The sequence below is a fragment of the Psychrobacter fozii genome (assembly GCF_003217155.1).
In the GTDB taxonomy this organism is placed as follows: domain Bacteria; phylum Pseudomonadota; class Gammaproteobacteria; order Pseudomonadales; family Moraxellaceae; genus Psychrobacter; species Psychrobacter fozii.
Window position 1 is genome coordinate 79,316 of the sequence record NZ_QJSU01000006.1, and the last position, 22,034, is coordinate 101,349.

The following is a 22,034-nucleotide window of genomic DNA, read 5'->3' on the forward strand; positions in this document are numbered from 1 at the left end:
TTATCTAAAGCAGCCCCTAACTAATTTTTGCTATCTTGTTCTAATAAATAATAATTAAAAGTATGCGCCCATATGACAGACTTTATCGACCCAACCAATAGCATTGACTCGTCTACACAACCGAATTTATTTGATGAATACTCAGATGGGCTGACTTTATCTGCTGTGCCTGAACGTAAAAATGATGTCATACCGGCAGTTGATGTTGATCTAACGGGTAAACACCTGATTGAAGCCTCAGCGGGCACGGGCAAAACTTGGACGCTGACAGGTATTGTGCTGCGCCTACTGATTGAAGCGAGACGTGCGCCAGAGCAAATCATAGCCACGACTTTTACTCGAGCTGCCGCTGCCGAAATGCGTCAGCGTATCCATGATCGTTTGGTAGATTTTTATCAGCTATTACAATGGGTCAATAGCCTAAGTGCTGATACTAGCAACAAAGAGAGTCTCTATCCCAATATACTACAAGTCATGCCTGAGGGTAATAAAGACGCACAAGCAGGCAATGATTCAGACGTAGACGCAAACATTGAAACAGATATTAACGAGTTAAATCAAGACCTTGCTACTGATAAGCAAGCGGCGGCTGAGCAACGTAAACAAGCAAAGAAAGACCGCGAAGATTGGTTGGTTAATCAGGCCAAATATGTGCGCTTAGATGGCATTATGCAAGATCCTATTAACTTGCATCTAGTCGGCTATTTGCTGGATCACGTGTACAGTTACCCAATGGCGGAAGCTATCAGGCGTACGGCACTGGTACTCACCACATTGGATAAGCTATTTGTAGGCACGCTTGATAGCTTGGCGCAAAAATGGTTGACGGAGTACAGCAGCGAAACTGGTCACCAGCAGGGTATGGGGATTATTGAAGACAGCAGTATTGAACAGGTGACTGACAGTATTATTCATGATGAGCTGCGTCAGTTTCAAAGCCGTTTGTATTATGAGCAGCCTAAACTTTACGCGCTAATGGATCAGCAAGGTAAGCTGACTGCAGTTAGCGATCATAAAAAATATGTGACGCGCTCGCTTAATTTTATCTCTGCGCCGATTGATGAGATAAGGCATGAGAAAAGCTTTGACTTTGAGGCATACGAAAAGCTAATCAATGAGTTTTCTCAGTTAGATTTAGCAGATATCCAGCCTTACTTAAATCCTGACTATAGAAAGTCTCAAGGGTTTCGTGGTGGTTCTAATTTAACCAAACAGTTTGATGCCATTATTGAAGTGCATCAAAAAATATCGGAGTATCAGCTGACATTTAATAGCTATTTAAATGAGAGCGAGAATAAGATTTTGACATCATTGCAAGATGCCAGATATCCAGATGAAGATGGCAAAATCAAGAACTTTAATAAGAATAAAGAAAAAGAGCATCAGACGCTTTTTGAACTAGAGAGCATTAGCAAGTTAATGGCTCTCTTAGACATGCTAGACAGTTTAAATCAGCATATATTGTTGGTCTTAGCCAATCTTAACCGTCATATTGTGCTGGCTGTGCGTAATAGGCTGCCAGTCATTTTAGAAGAGCGTGGCGAGACGACTTTTAGTCTGCAAATGGTACGCTTAAACCAAGCATTAACTGGTCGCCAAGGGGATAAGCTGGCGCGTTATATTCGTCATCATTACCCAGTGGCGTTGATTGATGAGTCGCAAGATATCAATGGCGAGCAAGCCATTATGATTGAAAGCATTTATTTGCCAAAGAATAAGCGTAAACAGTCGGACAGTGACAAGCAGTCAACCACTAAGAAAGCCAATCATGAGTTTCTGTTATTGGTTGGCGATCCCAAGCAGGCTATTTATGGGTTTCGTGGTGGCGATGTGGCCAACTATAATTATATGAAAGCCCAGTTTGACAAGAGTACGCTTTGGACACTTGATATCAATCGCCGTTCAAATGCCGGTGTGATTAACGCATTGAACTGCTGGTTTGGCATGGCTGATGCCACAACTGCTGAGAATCAGCTGTCGCAGTTGGGTACTGGGATTCATTACCAATATATCAAAGCAGCAAAACCGGAATATGAGCTGTCTTGGTTTAATGAGTCAAATAGTCTAGATGATGTACTGGTGACAGAGGTGCTTTCTGCTCAGCCCGTGAGCTTATTGCATCTGCCTTATGACAAGGACAAAGAGTTTGATTACGATGAACATGAAATAACAGCTCGCCATATAGCCACTTTGCTTAATAGTGGTCAGACACTTAAAGGTAAGCCGATTCAGCCGAGTGATATTGGGGTGCTAGCACGTGCCAAAAAAGATCTGAAAAGGGTCGAAGATGAGTTAGTAAAACTTAATGTACCGACCTTGACCACCAGTGATGTCAGTATCTTTGAGACTATTATGGCAGAAGATGTGGCAGCATTGCTGAGTGCCATGCTATATCCGTATCGTCATGACATGATTAATCGAGTGTTGACCAGCCACCTATATGGACTGAGTATCAAAAATATCAAAGCCATGATGAGGGATCATGAGTCAGGCAATACCGAGGGTAGCAGTAAGCCAAGCGCCCATTCAAACAGTTCTAATTTGAAAAATCTCTCAACTAATGAAGCTACTGATACTAAAAAAAGCTATCAAGACTTTATTACCTATTTGAAAGAAGGTGCACAGCGTTGGCAGCACTTTGGCATATTATCGGCGCTACATTATTTATTAGATAAAAGCCCTGTGCAGCCGCAGGGCGTTTGGCAGGCCCTAGCTGCTCATCCAGAAGGCGATCGCCATATCATGGACTTGCGTCATGTAATGGACATTTTGGCGCAGTATGGTCTAGGTATGGGTGAGCATGAGCTACTGGCGTGGTTCAGGCAGCATATAGATGCAGCGCCTAATAGTGATTGGGCTAAGCAATATCCGCTACCGACAGAATCTGGCGTGCAACTGATGACCATTCATAAGTCAAAAGGGCTTGAGTTCCCTATTGTCTATGTATTGGGAATGGGTGACGCCAGTAGGAAGTCTGGGAATAAGGAAGACTATGGGCTATATCTATATAATGCGCAACAAGCGCCTTCAGCGCTAGTGCGGCAGTCGATAGAAGTACAGCAGTCGACTGATAATCAATCAACGGGTAATCAGCGCCGCTTCTCACCGTTGCAAGGCTCTGCCACGGTTGAGGGTTACTATACTGATATCGAAACACAAGAAGGTTTTGATGAGATAAGACGGCTTGGCTATGTGGCATTTACTCGGGCCAGTGAGCAGCTTTATGTTGTGCTACGAGATCCGAGTAACAAGACAGGGTTTGAGCTAAAGCCAGTGTTCTATTGGTTTGAATCGCCAGAAGCAAAATTTGAGCTACCAGATAGGCTCAAAGGCATCGTAGGCATGCTCAGAGGGCATAAGGTTAATGAGTTTTATGACAATAACTACGTAAGCAATGATGCTAACTCAGCAGGTATAAATGACAATGTTCAACTGGCCGCCACCAAGTCAAATGCTCATAAGCCTACGACAGAGGCTATTGAATACGCGCCCTTTGCAGAGGTGATGAAAACCAATTATTTTTATGGTTGGGCCAAGACTAGCTTTACCGCTTTGGCGCGTCAGCTAGATGAATCTACACAAGCAATGGCGATAGTGGATGAGCGTATTGATGATGCGATAGACATTGATATGACAGAGTCGGCAGTTTCGAATATCCCTTTACTTAATAATGACGAGTCTCTCGAACAAGACGGTGAACTCAGTCCCAAGTCAGAAGATGATATCCGTTTTACCTTTGTAAAAGGTGCCAATGCCGGTACGTTTTTGCATGAGATATTTGAACAAATAGATTTTACTAATAAAGCTCAGTGGTCTCAGGTTATTGATAGAGCGATTAGTAGCTATCAGTTGCCGCTCATATATAGTAGTGCTGAACAACAGAGCCGCAGATCACAAGGTAAGAAACAAAGAAATAATGATGGGTTTGATCTTGAGTCAATAGATACAACGAAGCACGAGGCGTTAATCAATTGGATCGAAGAAGTGCTACATGCGCCATTATTATCTTCCAACCAACCTTTGATATCTCTTAATAAAGGTAAGCGATTTGCTGAGTTAGAGTTCAACATGGGGCTGTCAGAGAATTTTAAAGCACAGGATATCAGTAAGATTTTTCAACAGTATTTACCTGATGAGACAGATAAACATGTCACTCTAGTGCCACAAAACAAAGCGCATCTGTATCGTTATTTGCGTGGTGAGATTGACCTAGTGTATGAGCATGCTGGCAAGTATTACGTGGTCGATTATAAGAGTAATTTTTTAGGAAATAGCCTAAGCGATTATAATGAAAATACACTAAAGAAAGCAATGTCCAAAGCAGGGTATTGGCTACAAGCAGCGATTTATCAAGTGGCATTACATCGGTTCCTTGCCATGAGAATCAGTGATTATGTAGGTAATGAAGACAAATACTTAGGCGCTGTAGAGTATGTGTTTTTACGCGGTGTGTATGATCCGAATGCTAAAATCGCTGACACTATGTCTCAAGATAATAATAAGCCTAGCAGTAACAATTTAGAGAATCATAACTGCTATGGATTGGTCACTTGGGATATTCCTATCGACTTTATCAAAGGTTTAGACGCACTATTTGGCCTGCCGGATTAATAAACTTTATATAACACTCAAATGGGCAAACATTGTTATAACATTTAATCAGATTAAAAAGAGACCAGCACACGATGAGTAATAATAAGAACAAGAGCAAGTCAGCCATTAGCTTACAAGAGAGCTGGGCAAGTAATCTCAGTGATTATATTTTGCTGCGCCGTCAGCAAACACATGTAGCATATGACGCGGTAGATGCAAAGACGAATGATGAGAGTAAAAGAATCAATAAGTCGGAAAACAATGACTTATTTACTGCTCTATTCGTTATTTTAGCAGCTCATTTGGAAGAGGGTCACACCGTATTGACCATTGAGGTAGCCGATCACGAAACGCCGCTACAAGGGCAAATTAATGGTGAGTTGGTCGCACTATATGCATGGCAGCAGAACCTACTAGAGATACTGGCAACACCTATCCTTGCGCTGATTGATACTCAGATAGACACCCAACCAAACGACGACGCTACAACGGAGACATCGCTATTTGTATTGCTAAATACTTTGTTTGGTCAGCGAGCTCAGCTATGGGCGCAGCTAGCACTCAGCAATCATGAAAAAGAGATGCTAGTCAAACGGTTTGATGCAATAGCTACGTTATATCAGCGTTTGAAAAATAGTGACTCAGTTGCTTTTGTTCAGTCAATTCATGAGCATGCTTTATTTGCTAATGTTGATGCGAATACTGATAGTAATAATAAAAATAGCCTAAGTAAAAATAAACCTATCATATACCAAATGCAAAAAGTCGAAACAGATAATGAGACAAAAATATCGCTCACCTTTTGGTTACACCGTGCTTGGCAAGCAGAGTTTAATTTAGCAAAAAATATCAACAATATCTTAAATCAGCAAGTAAGTCCTTTACAGATAGCAATACCTGAAAACCTTCATGAGCACCAAGTGAAGGCAATCAATGTCGCTAATAATAATGCGTTTAGTATTATTACTGGTGGCCCAGGGACAGGTAAAACCTACACCGTGGCTCAATTGGTCATTGCGCTGCAGCAAGCGACAGAGAGTGGGGGGGATGGGGCTGAGCATATTCGATTCAGTACGGACAGTGCCAGTTTGGCATTGGCAGCACCGACTGGTAAAGCCGCCCAGCGAATGCAAGAGTCTCTGCAGGCGGCTCTAGACGCGGCGAATGTAGAATTACAGTTGCAAGAGGCAAAAACCATTCATCGTCTGCTAGGTATCGGCCGAACAGGTAGACCTCGTTACAATGCGGATAATCCATTAGGTGAAGATATTATCATCGTTGATGAAGCGTCGATGCTCGGGGTTGAGTTGGCCAATTATCTTGTGAGTGCGGTAAAACCAGGTGCAAGGCTGATACTATTAGGCGATGCGAACCAGTTAGCAGCGGTAGATGCAGGAGCTGTACTGGCTGATCTATGTCGTATTCCACTACTGAAATCCATTCATGCAGAGCTAACCGAAAGCCGGCGATTTAGCGCTGATTCAGGTATCGGCAAGCTGGCCTCGCAAATTAATAAAGTAGAGGTAGATACGCAAGCCATTTGGCAATTATTAAGACAGGATGACGCACTGAAATTTCAGTATGTAAACACGTTGCAAGCGGAATTTATATTAGATAATCAGATAAAAAATAGCCTAAGCAAAGAAGAAATTATTTCAAAAATATCCCAAAATTACCAATCATATGCAAATAAGATTAAAAATCTACTAGAAAATCCAATAGCAAAGTCCATGCCAGAATCAGTAAAAAGTACTATTTCTTCATTAATGGAAACATTTAATAAATTTAGAGTTTTAAGTGCTGGCCATAACGGTGAGTGGGGCGATCATTATATTAATAACTATCTCACCCAGTGGCATCTTGCTGAACTAAAACTACCATTGGGTCAAAATACATGGTTCCATGGTCGACCTGTTATGGTTTTACAAAATAACTATGAGCTTGGGCTATTTAATGGTGATATTGGTTTTTGCTTGCAGACCAGCAATGATAGAAGCCGACTAGAAGTGTTCTTTGAAAATAAGGCACAAGGTATTGCGGTCAATTTACTAAATGAAGAGGTGATTGCCACCGCATATGCGATGACCATTCATAAATCACAAGGGTCTGAGTTTGATCATGTAGCGATTACTTTCGATAATAGTCATGCAAGATTACTGAGTAAAGAGCTTATCTATACAGCAGTGACCCGTGCTAAGACACAAGTGACCATTTATAGTACCAAGCAGGCTTTCGAACGTGCTGTCAAAACACCGACTGAACGCCATACAGGTTTGGCATTACAGTTTTCTAAGCTTTAATAGATAAGTATTACAGGACATGAAAGTACAGGATATAAAAAAGGGGGTTAAAGTTGCATACCTTTGATAGTGTGCTAGATCATATCAATAAAATCATTTATGAGCCTCACCAATTCATTGTATCCTCAATTAAACAGGAGGCACAAAACTCTGAATACGCAGCAGGATTATTTACCTTATCATCTCGATCGGCTATTAAAACAGCTAGAGGTAGAGTGGCTAAGCAAACACCGAATAAAGTAGGGCAGTTCGTTACTTTTTGGGAAAAGGACGCCAAAGGCATTAATCAACCTTTCCAATATGATCAGTCACCAGACTTGTTAGTAATCACGACATTTAAAGACAATCATACATTTGGGCAGTTTGTTTTTCCGAAGTATATCTTACTGAGACATAATATCCTTCAATCTCATTCTACAAAAGGTAAGATGGGCATAAGGGTCTATCCTAGCTGGGAGAAGCCAACCAGTAATACTGCTGTAAAGACTCAGACTTGGCAACTCGATTATTTCTTCACGGTTACGGATACAGGCGTACTACCAATAGAAAAAATACGGGCATTGTATATTGTATAGTCGGTGAACGACTAAACCGCTACGGCGTTACCCATCCTTAGATGTACTACTTGTACAATCTGCAGTCGGCTGCCTTGTACCCATTTTAGAGTGCTTTGACTATATGAGTTATAAAATCTAAGCAATAAAAAAAGCATCCAATTTGGATGCTTTTTTAGGACTTAAATGTTTTTAAGCAATTAAGACTAAGAGTTAAACTTTCTCTTCTTTGATAGCATAGATACCTGGTAAGTGACGTAAGTAACCATGAAAATCCATACCACAGCCATAGACGTAACGGTCAGCGACATTGATACCAACAAAATCAACGTCAAACCCTTCAACTTTACGATCGTGCTCTTTGTTGAGCAAAACGCAAGATTCAAGTGATAAAGGCTTTTCTTTGCTTAATTCTTCGACGACTGTTTTTAAGGTAATACCTTCGTCAAAAATATCATCAATCAGTAATACGTGCTCACCCTCGATGCTAACATCAGGTTTGTATTTCCAATCTAACTCATTGGTACCTTCGTTATCGCGATAACGTGTCGCATGGATGTAATGCATGCGATGGTAAAAGGTTAGGTGAGTCAATAATTGACCCGCTGGGATAAGTCCGCCATTCATAACGACCATGACGATTGGGTTTAGACCAGCATAATGCAGGTTAAGTTGAGCAGCAAGACGTTCGTAAGCAGCAGCAACTTCGATACTGCTGATAAGGCACTCTGAGTTGCGTAGTGTTTTTTCGATTTCTTGGTTACTGATTTGGGTCATCGGATGCGCCTTCGGTAAAAAGTGCCGCTTATTTTAGCAAATTTTAGTGAAATTTCCCAATAGCATATGACTTTTGGGGCAAATTTAATCTAATACTTGGGCTTATTCTGATTTTTCTACGATAAAAGGGCGGTAGTAGTTGGCTAAACGGTTTAATGAACTATCAGGTAAGTCTGGCAGTAGCTTATTCAGCGCCATACTCATACCTTTATCAATGGCGGCTTTAGCAACTGGCACTGATTTTCGTTTAATCATACCCAGCTTCAACGTTTCGGCATAACGACTAATAAAATGCGTTAATGTTTGGTCATTCATCGTTTCGAGTGCTGTTTTAAACGCTTTTACATCTACGTGATCAGGCGTAATAGCGGAAAACCCTTTATCGATCAGTTGACCATCTGCCTCAGATAGTTTGAAGCCTACTCGTGTTACCCCGTCATTATCAATAAAAGTCGCATGATCTCTCAAAAAGTGAAAGCTAGGGAGTACTTCTTCATTGTTTTCTTTACCGAGTAAAATATTGAGCAGTGTATCTGCTGTTTTTTCAACGGTAATCACTATCTTCTGCATAGAGGCTTTGCGTTCAGGATTTGGTGTAATCTCAACCAGTCCAACCAGTAGATTGTCGATCAAATCACGTGCCGTTTGATGGGTGAGTGCATCGCGATAAGGGTAGTAGTCTACGGTCTCATTTGAAGCAACGACTTGTTCGGCTTCCTTCACCAATACTTTTAACTTATCTGAGGGTACGAATCCAAAATAGTGCGCCATGATACTTCCTTTGTTCGCTGTTTTGATGATTGGCTAATGTTATCTTTTTCTTTATCATTAAATAAGTACTACTTTTACAGGATACTTGTCCAAACCTGTACCGAGTATTTACTCAAAATTTATCACAATACGTCTCATTTAGTGACTTTTTATAATTGTACAGTCTAGGTTTTTTAGCTAGTAATCATATTAAAATATCGCTATTATTCTGCTACAACGGAGTGGGCTGCTCGCGGCACACTAATTTATCATATTTTAAATATTTTGATTTAAAAAGCTTGAACTCATAAGGCTATATGCCACTTGTCTAGGGAGAGATAAGATGAATAGTGCTATTGTACTACTATTTGGCGTCGCCGCCATGCTCTGCGGTTACGTGTTTTATTCAAAGTTTATCGCCACAAAAATTCTAGCACTGGACGATAGTCGTCCCACGCCAGCTCATACCATGAAAGACGGTATAGATTATGTCCCCACCAATAAATATGTATTGTGGGGACATCATTTTACATCAGTCGCAGGGGCCGCACCGATTATCGGTCCTGCAATTGCCGTGATATGGGGTTGGTTGCCTGCCATCATTTGGATTGTGTTCGGCACAATCTTTATGGCGGGCGTACATGATATGTCTGCTATTTGGGCAAGTATGCGTAATAGAGGCCAGTCAATTGGTTCTATTGCTGGTACCGTTATGGGTACCCGTGTGCGCAGTCTGATGATGATCGTTATCTTCTTGTTATTGCTGATGGTCAATGCTGTATTTGGCGTTGCTATCGCTAACATGATGATAAAAACGCCGTCTTCTGTATTACCAGTTTGGGGCGCGCTAGTCGTTGCCTTTATCATTGGTCAGTGTATTTATCGCTACAATATGAATTTGGTTTGGGTATCAATTATCGGGGTAACGGCGTTATACGGACTTATCTATCTTGGTCCTATGTTCCCTATTGTATTGCCTGAGACTATTTTCGGGTTACCTGATAATGCCGTATGGATTATTATCTTGTTTGCCTATGCAGCGGTTGCTTCGCTATTGCCTGTATGGATGCTATTACAACCACGTGACTATATTAATGGTTTACAGCTATTCGTCGGTTTGATTTTATTATACGCCGCGATTTTTATCGCGACGCCTGATATTGTCGCGCCAGCTATTAATACATCATTACCAATGGACACACCTTCACTGATGCCGTTGTTGTTTGTCACGATTGCTTGTGGTGCTATTTCAGGGTTCCATGGTTTGGTTGCAACAGGTACGACTTCTAAGCAGATTGACAAAGAAGGAGACGTACGTTTCGTTGGTTACTTTGGTGCACTGGGTGAAGGTATGCTCGCATTGGGTGCCGTTCTGGCCGCAACAGCAGGTTTTGCTACGCTTGGTGATTGGGAAGCGGTTTACCAAAAATTTGGTGACGGTTCGATTGGTGCCTTTATTGATGGTGGTGCAACCATCTTGAATGCTGGTGTTGGCATTGATATGGTGCTATCGCAGACCATGCTTACAGTAATGGCTGCATTGTTTGCAGGTACTACGATGGATACTGGTGTGCGCTTGCAGCGTTACATTTTCCAAGAGTTTGGTGAGATTTACAAATTACCCATACTTAATAAAAGTGTCGTTGCAACGTTATTAGCAGTCGGAACTTGTCTATTATTAGCATTTGGTGCTGGTGGTATTGATGGTGCTGGTGGTATGGTTATCTGGCCACTGTTTGGTACAACCAATCAGTTAATGGCTGCTTTGACCTTAATGATCGTAACGGTTATCTTGTTACGCAAAGGCAAGCCCGTCTGGTTTACCTTAGCGCCGTTGTCGTTTTTATTAGTTATGACTGTATTAGCACTATTGATTCAGCTTAAAACTTTTTTCACGGACGGAAATTGGCTGCTTATCATTATGGACATCATCATTTTGATAGCGACTATTCTAGTCACGTTTGAAAGTCTATCGGTGTTGCGCAAAGAATGGTCGCTACACAGAGGTAAAGGCAAAATCGAAGATGATGCCTAATATCTGATACCTAATAAGTGTCAATTATTTAAGTGCCATCGAGTATTTCATTAATAGGCCAGTACATATATTGTAAAGAAACAAAAAACGCTAGCAGCCATTGCTGGCGTTTTTTGTATCAAATAGGCATGATAGATAACAAGACGTAGGAGATGAAAAAGTTATGGACGATACCAATATGTCAGATAATGCCAAGCCAAGCGATACCATATCGAACGACATGCCAGACATTAAACCATGGTGGCAACGGTTTACCGCTGGGCTAAATGAGTTTTATCATGCGCCATACCGTCAGACGATGGCACGTGCTGCACGTGATGAAGAAGATTTTTTTATGCTACTCATGTTCGCTGAGAGCCTAGGCATTGATAATCCTGCCAGCTTTTATACGCTAGAGCTACAGCCTTTATTTTTGGAAAACTTCCACGAGTGGCACACTAGAATGGGTATGGATAGATGTCCCTTTGACCACGTTGGTTGCTGCTAATGGTAGCTATATTGATTAAAAAAGAGAGATAAGTATGGCATTACATTCCTTACAGGCATTGGTAGAGCAGCTGGCGACACAACCGATTATATTTATCGGTGGAAAAGGCGGTGTGGGAAAGACCACGACTGCCGCTGCACTTGCCAGCTATTATGCAAGCCAGCAGCAAAAAACCTTAATTGTCTCAACCGATCCAGCACACAGTTTGGGCGATGTATTAAATATTCGACTCAATAACGAGAAAACAGTGATATCACCTTATCTAGATGCGATTGAGTTAAATCCTGACACTATCGTCGATGAGCATTTTTCACAAGTTGAACGCACGATTAGAGCCTATGCCAATCCAGATATGATGCCTAAGATTCGAGAGCATTTGCAGCTATCAAAATCGGCACCAGGCGCACAAGAAGCAGCGATGCTTGAGTCTATGTGTCAGCATTTGGTCAACGCTGCAGATGCAGATTATGATCACATTATTTTTGATACGGCACCAACAGGGCATACTCTACGGTTACTGGTATTACCAGAGATGATGGGTGCGTGGACGGATGGGCTACTCGCACAGCAACGCCGACAGTCTAAATTGCGCTCGGTGGCAAATCACTTGGACAGTCATAATCAAAAAAATGATAAAAACGATGTGGCAAATCCATTTGCAGCAAAAAAATCAGATCGCTGGGAGCAAGCCGTATCCGTGTTAGAAAAACGCAAACAGCTGTTTCGTCAGGCAGGAGTACTACTGCATGACCGTACCCAAACAGCGATTGTATTGGTTATGACTGCCGACGTATTGCCATTGGCTGAGACCAGACGTGCGATCAAACAGTTGGAAGAAAGTAAGCTCACACCAGCAGCGATAGTTATCAATCAGCTGATAGCGCCTACTCAGTCTGATGATTTTTGGCAGCAGCGTGCAGATAGACAACAGCAAATTATGCAAGGTATAGAACAAAGCTTTACCAAGTATCCACTATATCCAATTTATCTGCAGCAAACGGATGTACGTGGTACTGATGCACTCAGTGCTTTATTGCGACCAGTACTATAAATATTCGAGAATAACGCTAGCAGTTACTTTATTTTCTGTGTGTGTAATTCAGTTTGGCTAGTCGTGATTATACGACTGCAATTTAGCTGAAAGCGACCACGCCATATCTGCCCGTAACAACTGAGCTTGTTCGGATTTGCCACTACTAAGTGACGACCATTGCGGCTTACCACGTGCTTTTTTTAACTCACTTGGTAGTTTGTGCGTCGGCCATGGTGTCACTGAGTTATCGTCTTCATTCTCGTCTGATTCACTGTTATTTTTTGCGCCTTTATATATTAGCTGGGTCGCATCTGTTGCAGCATGACCACGATGACGTAGAGCCGTGAGTAAATCTATCGAGCGAGTGGCCAGTAGTGTCAACGTAGCAGGATCGATATATAAGCGTTTTATCCCTGTGATCCTATCAGCAATGCTACTGGTGTTAGATAATAACCCTCCTGCAATACCACCAATCGCTGCACCCAATCCCAATGTAGTGCCTAAAGCCGCTGCGTCAACACCTAAGCCTAGCAATGCACCAGCTGCTGCTCCAGAAGTTGTGCGTATGCCATAGCTTTTTAGCAGTTCAGGGTCAAATGGATCTTGCTGATACGCTTGTAATTCAAGTGGCGTTGCAGCAACTGCATTGTCATAAAACTTATATAAATTAAGCAAATTATGCTGCATAGCACGCTCGCTTTGGCGAACAGCTTCCTGCATTTGTGCCAACACTGGCATAGGATCGTCGCTGTCATTAATCTCACGAACGAAAGCAGCGACATTGATCAGAAAGTCAGCAATGATAATATTTGCTTCATCACTCAGTTGTGCCCAGTTTTCTGTCCGACGTTGCATCAATTGCTCAAGCATTTCAGAGTGGGTGAGCATAGTCGATAGATTTTTCCACAGCCGCATTTCATCTTCGAACTCAAAAGCAACCGAATCAAAACGCGTGGATATATGCAAGTTTCGTCTTGCCAGCATCGTCTGCCATTCGTCGATATTGGCATCTTGACTGTCAGTAAAGTTAAAGACTGGCATCACTGGTATCGCCGCCCAAGACAAAATAGCCAGCTCATCCTTATACTTACCTAACACTGGCTCACGCGCATCAACGACGTAGATGGCCATATCACTTGCCAGTAGTTGCCGAATCACTTTGGCTTCTTGGCTATAGTCATAGTTGTCTGAATGGTCTACACCTTGAGCGATATCCGACGCCAAAAATTGCTGCAAGCGTTCAATACCATCACGCCGACTGGCCGTATTATCCTCCAACCAGTCCATCAATCCTGAGGCATCTTCTAGACCAGGCGTGTCATATAGTGCCACTAAGACTTCGCCAGTTTGGTTATCTGTCAGTTGCGCCTGCTCGACATGCCGTGTGGTCGCAGCCTCATTTTTGACCTCACCAAAATAAACGTCACGTAATAAGGTGCGCAAAATAGAGGTTTTACCCGTGTTGGTATGACCGACGACCGCCAATTTGAGCGGTTCGCCACTGGCGATGGTTTTCTTTGTCATTCTTGGTGCTGGTGTTGATGGCTCAGTTGATAAAGGTTGAGTGTCTTGATTGGGGGAATCAAGAGTTTTTTCATAAGCCTTGTCCGCAAAGAGACCAGCTGGTTTGTCATTGTTTTTATTATTATCATAATTGTTCATAATAGAATCTTATATTAATGATGGATATGCAAAATCGTTATGCCGCACTGGGTGGTCTGAACAATACTTTCAATTTTTTCTTAAATCCTTTGGCACGAAAAAACCGCTGCCACATACGGTAAAAGACGCCAAATATCAGGCTGATGATATTGTCATGGCTGGTTTCACCAATGGCACCATATTTGACAGGGTTGTTGACGGTATCTTCTTCTACGTAAGTCCCAAACCAGCGATCAAAGATAATAAGCACGCCGCCATAGTTTTGGTCAATGTATTCGTCGTTGGTGCCATGATGGGCACGGTGATTGGATGGGGTATCAAAGACATACTCAACCCATTTGGGAAATTTGCCCACGGTTTCAGTATGAATAAAGAATTGATAAATAAGATCAAGCGCGTAAAAGAAAAACACCCACACTGGATGTACACCAAGCAGCATCAGCGGCACAAAGAACAACCACCAGCCCGTCACCGAGTACAGCAGGCTTTGGCGCATGGCGGTGGACAGATTCATATGGTCATCTGAATGGTGCACGACATGCGCTGACCAAAACCAGTTCATACGGTGTGACGCACGATGGAACCAGTAGTAGCTAAATTCAACCGCGACGAATATGGGTATGGCGGTGAGCCATGTCACCTCAATAGTAAATAAGCGATATTGATATAACCATAAGCAGATAGGTATGACGATAAGCGCTTGGACAATCAATTCAAACCCTAGATAAGAGCCGCCCAAGCTAAAATTGGTCATCGCACGTCGCCAGCTAAAGCTTTTAGCATTGCCACGCTTGGACTGATACAGCCATTCTGCTAAAAATAATAAGAAAAATGGGCCGCCAGCCAGCGGTAGCAGCCACTCCTGCCAATACGCAGGTAGAATACTTGCCAGCATTGGCTGCCACGACTCTGGCGCAGCCGTTAATATACTTTGGTTTAATGCCTCTCTGTAACCATCCAATAATTGACCATACTGACCCAAGGTCATAAGGGAATTATCTAAGGAGATATCTGCTGCCATATTGGGCTCCTAGCCACTATAAAACATCCTTGTCACAATAAGTTTAGAGGGTAGTGCCATATTAATCATTAGAATTTATTGAGCGCTTGAGTCAACCAAGCCAATTTTTCGTGCAGAGAGCGCCGTTTGCCACTGCTGATAGCGAACGGTTTGTTTGTCTAGTGGCTCATCATCCGTACGCGTATCAGTCAATCTTGTAGAAGCGCTATTATCACCAAGCAGCTGTACGATAAGCCCGTCTTTGGCGTGAGCAGCGATTTGATCGAGCTTACGTAGCGTACCGCGGTCAGGCAATGCGTTGCTATGAATGCCAAGCAAAACTTGTACAGGATGACTGTCTAAATAAGTCTTCAACCGTGCCATATCATCACGGTCATCAACGATACCAAAATCCTCAATCTCGCTTGATTGTTCAAAATCATGATGGCTGTTGTCTAAACCCAACTGCCACCACTTTTCCTGATCTGATGGGTACTCAAGTAGAGCAACCAATTTTTTGCCAACACTGACCGTTGCTTTTGGCGCGATAGGTGCTGGTGCTTCATTAAAATCATCGGCGTCCACCACATGACGTTGCCAAAAATTCAAAATCTTTTGATAATAAGGCAGTTTGATATCCAAACGCATTTTTTTACGGCGAAACATCAAGGCACAAAATGCCCAAGCAATCGCTCGCGGTACGATGCCGTACATCAGTAAGCTACCAACCAATAACCCCGCCCATTGCCGTGCAACAGATAGCGGCATGGCGTCAGTCACCAATCTGCTCTGTGCGATAGCCATGCTGTCCGGCACCCCAAATCCCACCATGCTAGGTAGCCAGCCTAATACCTGAGTCAAAATAATAAGCGCCTGATCAGATAGTAAAGTGGACTCCCAGCTAAAGCTGTACTGGCGCACAATCAACAAAAAAACAATCGCCAGTAGCATGCCCGTCAATGTCGCTAGCCACAATTGATGGCTAAATCGACCGAGATACCAGCGCATACCGCTATGCTGCAATTGACGTTCGTACAAGTTAATCGCTGCCTTAGTCACATCATCTTTACCACGTATTAAGTAGCTGGGACTGACAAAACTGGCGAACCAATTGGACGATTGCTTGCCTTGATTAACCAGCGTCATGGCCACCCAGCCCAATAGCATAATAGTATGAAACCCTAATAAACAAACCAACACGTAAAAGAAGTTAACCACATTGGCCTGTAATAGCGTAAACAGCCCCAAAAATCCTGAAACACACCACACCACGCTCATCACGATCATGATGCCTTTGATACGGCCGTCAATTTTACCCAAAACTTGTGCCAACGCACCGTTACTGTCGATACGTGAGGCTCGGCGATGCAGCTTTTGGATGGGTTTGCCATCTTCGCCTTGCAGTTTTTCTGTGATGAGTAGCGGGTCAGTGGCAAACACATGCTGCTGCGTCTCAAGCGTGCGTACCAACTCAGTCAACTGATCTTGGGGTGATAGCATAATGCGATAACATCCGTATAAAAGCGTTGATTTAGAATGGTCGTAATTGATTATTGTAGCGTATATATAGGGTCTGTTGAACATTCAAATGTTAGGGCTGCTGATTGCTAAAATTGCACCAAACTAGGCGCAAGCCGACAATAATGTCGAGACCTTAGCTAGGTTTGCAACAACGTTTGGGGTGATTTTAGCATTAGCCTTTTAGGGCAGTACTCTTTTTTGCCAATATATGGCGAAATGGTTTAACCTAGAATGACTAGGCATCAAAAATTTCACTGCATATTGTCTAAAAAATAGTGACTGCCAGCACCACATTTGAATGTTCAACAGACCCTAACGATAGCCTTTATATCAACGATTTTATTTTTAGCGAGGCTGATGCCATAGCGGTCTTATAATTGATAAATTATATTCATAAATGCCGAATCTTTAAACATTTCCATCATGGTAAAGACTATAAAAGTGCGCCAAAATGAACCAGATACATGACAAAAAGAACGATAAACTAATAAAAAATCGGTCAAAAATAATCTAAAAAAGGAATCATCATGAGTAATAAAACTTATCTAATAATCGGTGGTACAGGTGGCATTGGTAAAGCTATGATAGAGCAGTTAACCACCAGCACGACACATGACACGCTTGTCTTTGCCACTCACCATAAGAACATACCTGATTTTGAAGCACCCAATTTACAGTGGATATCGATGGATATCTGCGATGAACACAGCATCCAACAAGCAGCCGAAGTCATTAAGCAACAGACCACTCATATCGATTGGGTCATTAATTGTGCGGGATTATTGCATACTGACACGCAGCAACCGGAAAAAGCCCTACGTCAGATGGAGACTGATTTTTTCTTACAGAATATGCAAGTGAATGCCTTAGCGAGCTTGCTGATTGCCAAGCACTTCAAACCGCTACTAGTAAAATCTAAACGTAGCAATGACACGCCCGCAATTTTTGCGACGATATCAGCGCGCGTGGGTAGCATCAGTGACAATCAGCTGGGTGGTTGGTACAGCTATCGGATGAGTAAAGCGGCACTCAATATGGGGATGAAAAATCTGAGCATCGAGTGGGGAAGATCACTCAAGGATGTATGCGTGGTTGTCATGCAGCCAGGAACGGTCAACACGCAACTCTCAGCCCCTTTTCAGAGTAATGTGGCTGACGGACATTTATTCTCGACAGCTTATAGTGCAGAGTGCTTGTTAGAAGTATTGAGTAATATGACCGCTACTCAATCAGGCAGCTTTGTAGATTGGGCAGGAGAGTCCATACCTTGGTAGTCTTAACAATGTTTTCACAGTATTGATGCTCTATATATTAAGAGTTGAGAGTTAAGAGCATCAATATTGATTTAGGTCATCAAATACAACAATCCTAAAACAAACAAAGCCGCCATAATCAACAGTAAAAAACTTAGTACTTTACTCGTCGTAGAGGACGCACCTGTACTTTCTTTTTTTACTTTAAATTTTTTGACAACGTGCAGAACCATTTTTACATGCTCGATATTGTCTTCGAGATAATGCTCACCCTCTGGTACAAACCCTAGAGATTCGTAGAAGCTAATTAAGTAAGCTTGTGCAGAGATGATAATAGGGCGCTTTTTACCATATTTTTTACGGCAATGCGCAATGGCATGATTCATCATATCTCGTGCTAAACCGTCCCCTCGATGCGCGGCTAACACCAGCACTCTGCCAATAGAGGACATAGATGCATCGCTTACTTTGGTCGTAGCATCAGATGATGATAAGTTAGACCGTAACTTATTAAACTCAGGCGGGATAATGCGACAATACGCCACCAATGCCTCGTTCTGATGCGCAATCAAATGCAGACAATCAAAATCCAGCTCATCCATATCTTGATAAGCACAGTTTTGTTCGACCACAAACACTTGTGAGCGGGCTTTTAAAATATGATACAGATCAACAGAGGTTAACTCATCGAACGTTTTAATAGAAAAGGTACAGGTCATAATTAAGCAGCTTTTAACGAATTGATCATTGAGGTTAAGTACAATATTAAATGGTGGTTAAATATTGGAACATTTCAAGTAATGCGCATTATAACGATTTAAGCACGTATTAACCATTCCTAACCATTTAGGGTTTGACTGATTTTGTCCAAGTTTAAGCTGTCTGACATCGCACTAAAGATTTCAAAATACTTGCCGCCTTTATCATATAGCGCTTCATGCGTGCCCGTTTCTACCACTTGGCCGTTTTCTATCACGACTAAGTCATCGGCATCGATGATTTGAGCAATATTATGTGAGACCATAATCACGGTTCGGTCTTTTTTGATCAGATCTAAGCTCTTTTTGACCTGTTGACTAGCTATCGCATCTAGGCTAGCGGTAGGTTCATCCAAAAACACAATGGGCGGATCTTTTAAAAACATACGTGCCAGTGCAATACGCTGCTGTTGACCACCGGACAGCGATTTTGCCGTGCTCTCATAGCCTTTGGCCAAAGCGACAACTTGATCATGTATAGAGGCTTTTTTTGCCGCAATCACGATGTCTTCTTCACTAGCATTCATATTGCCGTAGCGAATATTTTCGCTAATAGTGCCAGAAAAAATATGATTACTTTGTAGCACCAGGCCAATGTTTTGGCGTAGCTCATGAGTGTTGCACTCTGCTAAATCATGCCCATCCAAATAAATCTTTCCAGCGTCCGGCTCATAAAACTTCACTAGCAAGCTAATAATTGTGCTTTTGCCAGCGCCAGAGAGGCCGACCAAAGCCGTAATACGATTGGGCCTGATGGTAAAGCTCACATCTTTTAAAGCCTGCGTGCCATTGGGGTAGGTGAAATCAACGTTTTTGAGTTCGATATGACCTTTTAAATCAGTGCTCTTGATACCATCGATATTTTCGACTTGCTCATCGTCTTCTAGTATATCGAAGAACCCTTCGGCATAGGTCAATGCATTATTAATCTGATCATAGATACGGTGCAGCTGACGAATAGGAGCGGCGACATTCTGAAACAGCATGACATGAAACAAAATCATACCGATGGTCATCTCGCCTTTTAAGACAAAGTAGGAGGTCAGTAGAATAATGACCACTACACCGATCTGCTCAATGAAAGTCTTTATCGCGTCATAAATGAAACCAATACTACGGATACGCAGTTGGTTGTCAGTCATGTCTTTTTGAATGGTGAAATGTTTGTCAGCCTCAATCGACTCACGGACAAAGGACTTGACCACACTGATAGAGTTAATCAGTGAGATAACGAGACCGCTTTTGGCCTCTCTGAAATCTCGCATCTGTCGACGAAAGCCACGCAAACGTTGTGCTTGTTTTTGACTGATGAAAAAGTAAATCGGTATGATAATCAGACCGACCAGACCGATCCAAAAGTTGGTCGAAAACATAATAATAAGCGATACGGCAGCACTGGCAAACAGCGGTAGCATATCGATAAAAAAGTTTTGCACCAAGCTTGTGAGACTGTTTACGCCATAGTCAATACGGGTTTGCAATTTACCACTATCGTTTTCGCTACTGGTATAAAACGCCATGCGATAGGTAAGGATGCGCTCGATGATGCGCTGAGACAAATCACGTGATAGATTGATACGAATCTTTTCGCCAAAAAATCGCTGTCCAAACGATATAAATATTGAGAGTATCTCTTTGGTTAAGAGCACCGCACTAATAATGCCAAGCATGCGCAGGCCTGCTTCCCAAGGCTCGGTAAGCGTTGCGATTTCAGTCAATGTATCGACAGCATAACGCAGTACAAAGGCATTCACTTGCGCGGTGAACGAGCCGAGTACCGTCAACACCAACGTTAGTATAATTAATGTTTTGTAAGGCGCTGCAAATATAGCAAGCTTTTTGAGAATATCCCACAACAAAGCTCGCCGCTCAGTTTTCTTGAGCGGCGGCTGGTTGTTCAATGGGGTTTTGCTAAGTTTAGGAGTGGTCGACATTTTATTAGGTTAAAGTAAACGGTCTTAAAAAGCTATGGTGAATAACAACTATGCAGATAGTAGATGCTTAAAAAGCATCTGCTGGTACAAAGACTCCACCAACCATAATACGACGTGCTGAGCGACTCATTGATACTTTTTTTGCTTGCCAGCGACCGTTGACTTGTTCTGTTTTCCCACCGACTAGCAACGTACCTGATGGGTGACCAAAACGCACTTCATTAAACTTCTGACCACCTGCTGCTTCGTTAACCAGTGTGCCTTGTGTGGTTGCCGCGGCGGCAATAGCGACTGCTGCTGTCCCCATCATAGCATGATGCAATTGACCCATACTCATAGCACGTACCACCAAATCAACCTCGCCAGCATCGACCGATTTGCCACTAGAGGCCGTATAGCTCTGTGCTGCACCCACCCAAGCGATTTTAGGAATATGCTGGCTGGTCTGCGCCTCGCTCACATCTTTAAACAATCCCATCGCCACACCGCCTTTGGCGCGAATCATCTCAAGTTTGGCAAGTGTCTCGCTGTCGCTATTAACGTCACCTTGTAATTCAGTGCCATTAAAGCCTAAGTCTTCTGCCTTTATAAAAATAGTCGGAATACCAGCGCTGATAAAAGTGGCTTTGACGCTGTCGGTAGTTAAGCCACAACCAGATACATCGAAGTCATCGACCAAGTTACCAGTAGGGAACATATCGCTAGTGGCATCCACAGGGTCGATAAATTCAATTTTGACTTCAGCAGCAGGGAAAGTTACGCCGTCTAATTCAAAGTCGCCCGTCTCTTGAACTTGTACCTTATTTTTCTCATCTAAATAGACAGGCACATGCGCAATAATCGTCTTACCGATGTTTTCTTGCCAAATGCGTACTTCACAAATACCGCTATCTGCATTGTCATTGATGCTGTTATTGATCTTATCAGCATCAACCAGTCCCATATTAATGGCACAGGCACCAACCGCTGCAGTTAAATTGCCACAGTTTCCTGCCCAATCAATCATAGGTTTGGCAATATTGACTTGCCCAAACAAATAATTCACATCGTGATCTGATTTGTCAGAGGCCGATAAAATAACCGTCTTTGAAGTGCTAGAGCTACCATTACCCAAGCCGTCAATTTGTTTGCCGTAAGGGTCGGGGCTGCCTATGACACGTAGCAGAAACTTATCACGTGACTCGCCAGCGACTTGGCAACGCTCAGGTAAGTCAGACAGTTTAAAGAATGTGCCTTTTGAGGTGCCACCACGCATATAGGTGGCAGGAACGGGTATTTGCGGGGCGAAAGAGGGTTTTGATTGAGAATTAGTTTGGGCCACTGTATTAAGTCCTTTTTATATTGTTAATTGTTATAAGATTAGGTATGGTGCCATCA

15 protein-coding genes are annotated in these 22,034 nt (G+C 42.6%); 7 read left to right on the forward strand and 8 right to left on the reverse strand.

The features are described from left to right. Window positions 1–72 precede the first annotated feature (72 nt). From DFP82_RS09030 to DFP82_RS09040, 3 genes are all read left to right on the forward strand, one after another. Window positions 73–4,611 (forward strand): UvrD-helicase domain-containing protein, encoded by a 4,539-nt coding sequence (locus tag DFP82_RS09030; protein WP_110923407.1) that lies wholly within the window; start codon window positions 73–75, stop codon window positions 4,609–4,611. A 74-nt stretch (window positions 4,612–4,685) separates the two neighbouring features. Next, entirely contained in the window at window positions 4,686–6,893 is a 2,208-nt protein-coding gene (recD, locus tag DFP82_RS09035; protein ID WP_110923408.1) for an exodeoxyribonuclease V subunit alpha, read from the forward strand. A gap of 53 nt (window positions 6,894–6,946) precedes the next feature. Then, window positions 6,947–7,468 carry a MepB family protein gene (locus tag DFP82_RS09040; RefSeq protein WP_110923409.1) on the forward strand — a complete coding sequence of 174 codons (522 nt, stop codon included), beginning with the start codon at window positions 6,947–6,949 and terminating at the stop codon, window positions 7,466–7,468. Window positions 7,469–7,660: 192 nt separating this feature from the next. Here DFP82_RS09040 and DFP82_RS09045 read toward each other — a convergent pair whose 3' ends face one another. Together DFP82_RS09045 and DFP82_RS09050 are read right to left on the reverse strand one after the other, a co-directional pair. Next, window positions 7,661–8,224 (reverse strand): hypoxanthine-guanine phosphoribosyltransferase, encoded by a 564-nt coding sequence (locus DFP82_RS09045; protein WP_110923410.1) that lies wholly within the window; start codon window positions 8,222–8,224, stop codon window positions 7,661–7,663. Between the two features lie 102 nt (window positions 8,225–8,326). Further along, complete coding sequence (locus DFP82_RS09050; protein WP_110923411.1) at window positions 8,327–8,995, reverse strand: hypothetical protein; 669 nt, start codon at window positions 8,993–8,995, stop codon at window positions 8,327–8,329. A 322-nt stretch (window positions 8,996–9,317) separates the two neighbouring features. Between DFP82_RS09050 and DFP82_RS09055 the strand changes: the two genes are divergently transcribed. The 3 genes from DFP82_RS09055 to DFP82_RS09065 all read left to right on the forward strand — a co-directional run bounded on the left by DFP82_RS09055 (window position 9,318) and on the right by DFP82_RS09065 (window position 12,547). Further along, window positions 9,318–11,009 carry a carbon starvation CstA family protein gene (locus DFP82_RS09055; protein ID WP_110923412.1) on the forward strand — a complete coding sequence of 564 codons (1,692 nt, stop codon included), beginning with the start codon at window positions 9,318–9,320 and terminating at the stop codon, window positions 11,007–11,009. A 220-nt stretch (window positions 11,010–11,229) separates the two neighbouring features. Next, complete coding sequence (locus tag DFP82_RS09060; protein ID WP_110923532.1) at window positions 11,230–11,496, forward strand: cory-CC-star protein; 267 nt, start codon at window positions 11,230–11,232, stop codon at window positions 11,494–11,496. A gap of 34 nt (window positions 11,497–11,530) precedes the next feature. Next, window positions 11,531–12,547, forward strand: coding sequence for an ArsA family ATPase (locus DFP82_RS09065; RefSeq protein WP_110923413.1), 1,017 nt, complete (start codon window positions 11,531–11,533; stop codon window positions 12,545–12,547). A gap of 57 nt (window positions 12,548–12,604) precedes the next feature. Here DFP82_RS09065 and DFP82_RS09070 read toward each other — a convergent pair whose 3' ends face one another. From DFP82_RS09070 to DFP82_RS09080, 3 genes are all read right to left on the reverse strand, one after another. Continuing rightward, complete coding sequence (locus tag DFP82_RS09070) at window positions 12,605–14,053, reverse strand: DUF3482 domain-containing protein (RefSeq protein ID WP_425450603.1); 1,449 nt, start codon at window positions 14,051–14,053, stop codon at window positions 12,605–12,607. A gap of 175 nt (window positions 14,054–14,228) precedes the next feature. Continuing rightward, complete coding sequence (locus tag DFP82_RS09075; RefSeq protein ID WP_110923415.1) at window positions 14,229–15,212, reverse strand: sterol desaturase family protein; 984 nt, start codon at window positions 15,210–15,212, stop codon at window positions 14,229–14,231. 75 nt (window positions 15,213–15,287) lie between these two features. Beyond that, window positions 15,288–16,691, reverse strand: coding sequence for a DUF2868 domain-containing protein (locus DFP82_RS09080; protein WP_110923416.1), 1,404 nt, complete (start codon window positions 16,689–16,691; stop codon window positions 15,288–15,290). Window positions 16,692–17,239: 548 nt separating this feature from the next. Here DFP82_RS09080 and DFP82_RS09085 point away from each other — a divergent pair. Further along, a complete protein-coding gene (locus DFP82_RS09085) occupies window positions 17,240–17,986 on the forward strand; it encodes an SDR family oxidoreductase (RefSeq protein WP_110923417.1) in 747 nt (248 codons plus the stop codon). A 71-nt stretch (window positions 17,987–18,057) separates the two neighbouring features. On the opposite strand, the gene DFP82_RS09090 is transcribed toward DFP82_RS09085, so the two are convergent. From DFP82_RS09090 to prpF, 3 genes are all read right to left on the reverse strand, one after another. Further along, a complete protein-coding gene (locus DFP82_RS09090; protein WP_110923418.1) occupies window positions 18,058–18,684 on the reverse strand; it encodes a GNAT family N-acetyltransferase in 627 nt (208 codons plus the stop codon). A 119-nt stretch (window positions 18,685–18,803) separates the two neighbouring features. Beyond that, window positions 18,804–20,657, reverse strand: a complete 1,854-nt coding sequence (locus tag DFP82_RS09095) for an ABC transporter ATP-binding protein (RefSeq protein ID WP_110923419.1) — start codon at window positions 20,655–20,657, stop codon at window positions 18,804–18,806. Window positions 20,658–20,724: 67 nt separating this feature from the next. Then, a complete protein-coding gene (prpF, locus tag DFP82_RS09100) occupies window positions 20,725–21,978 on the reverse strand; it encodes a 2-methylaconitate cis-trans isomerase PrpF (protein ID WP_110923420.1) in 1,254 nt (417 codons plus the stop codon). Between the last annotated feature and the right edge of the window lie 56 nt (window positions 21,979–22,034).

Excerpts from the sequence above, each read along its gene's own strand:
- DFP82_RS09030 (WP_110923407.1), top strand. The coding sequence starts at position 73 with ATGACAGACTTTATCGACCCAACCAATAGCATTGACTCGTCTACACAA.
- recD (WP_110923408.1), top strand. The coding sequence starts at position 4,686 with ATGAGTAATAATAAGAACAAGAGCAAGTCAGCCATTAGCTTACAAGAG.
- DFP82_RS09045 (WP_110923410.1), bottom strand. The coding sequence starts at position 8,224 with ATGACCCAAATCAGTAACCAAGAAATCGAAAAAACACTACGCAACTCA.
- DFP82_RS09050 (WP_110923411.1), bottom strand. The coding sequence starts at position 8,995 with ATGGCGCACTATTTTGGATTCGTACCCTCAGATAAGTTAAAAGTATTG.
- DFP82_RS09055 (WP_110923412.1), top strand. The coding sequence starts at position 9,318 with ATGAATAGTGCTATTGTACTACTATTTGGCGTCGCCGCCATGCTCTGC.
- DFP82_RS09060 (WP_110923532.1), top strand. The coding sequence starts at position 11,230 with ATGCCAGACATTAAACCATGGTGGCAACGGTTTACCGCTGGGCTAAAT.
- DFP82_RS09065 (WP_110923413.1), top strand. The coding sequence starts at position 11,531 with ATGGCATTACATTCCTTACAGGCATTGGTAGAGCAGCTGGCGACACAA.
- DFP82_RS09070 (WP_425450603.1), bottom strand. The coding sequence starts at position 14,053 with ATGACAAAGAAAACCATCGCCAGTGGCGAACCGCTCAAATTGGCGGTC.
- DFP82_RS09075 (WP_110923415.1), bottom strand. The coding sequence starts at position 15,212 with ATGGCAGCAGATATCTCCTTAGATAATTCCCTTATGACCTTGGGTCAG.
- DFP82_RS09080 (WP_110923416.1), bottom strand. The coding sequence starts at position 16,691 with ATGCTATCACCCCAAGATCAGTTGACTGAGTTGGTACGCACGCTTGAG.
- DFP82_RS09085 (WP_110923417.1), top strand. The coding sequence starts at position 17,240 with ATGAGTAATAAAACTTATCTAATAATCGGTGGTACAGGTGGCATTGGT.
- DFP82_RS09090 (WP_110923418.1), bottom strand. The coding sequence starts at position 18,684 with ATGACCTGTACCTTTTCTATTAAAACGTTCGATGAGTTAACCTCTGTT.
- DFP82_RS09095 (WP_110923419.1), bottom strand. The coding sequence starts at position 20,657 with ATGTCGACCACTCCTAAACTTAGCAAAACCCCATTGAACAACCAGCCG.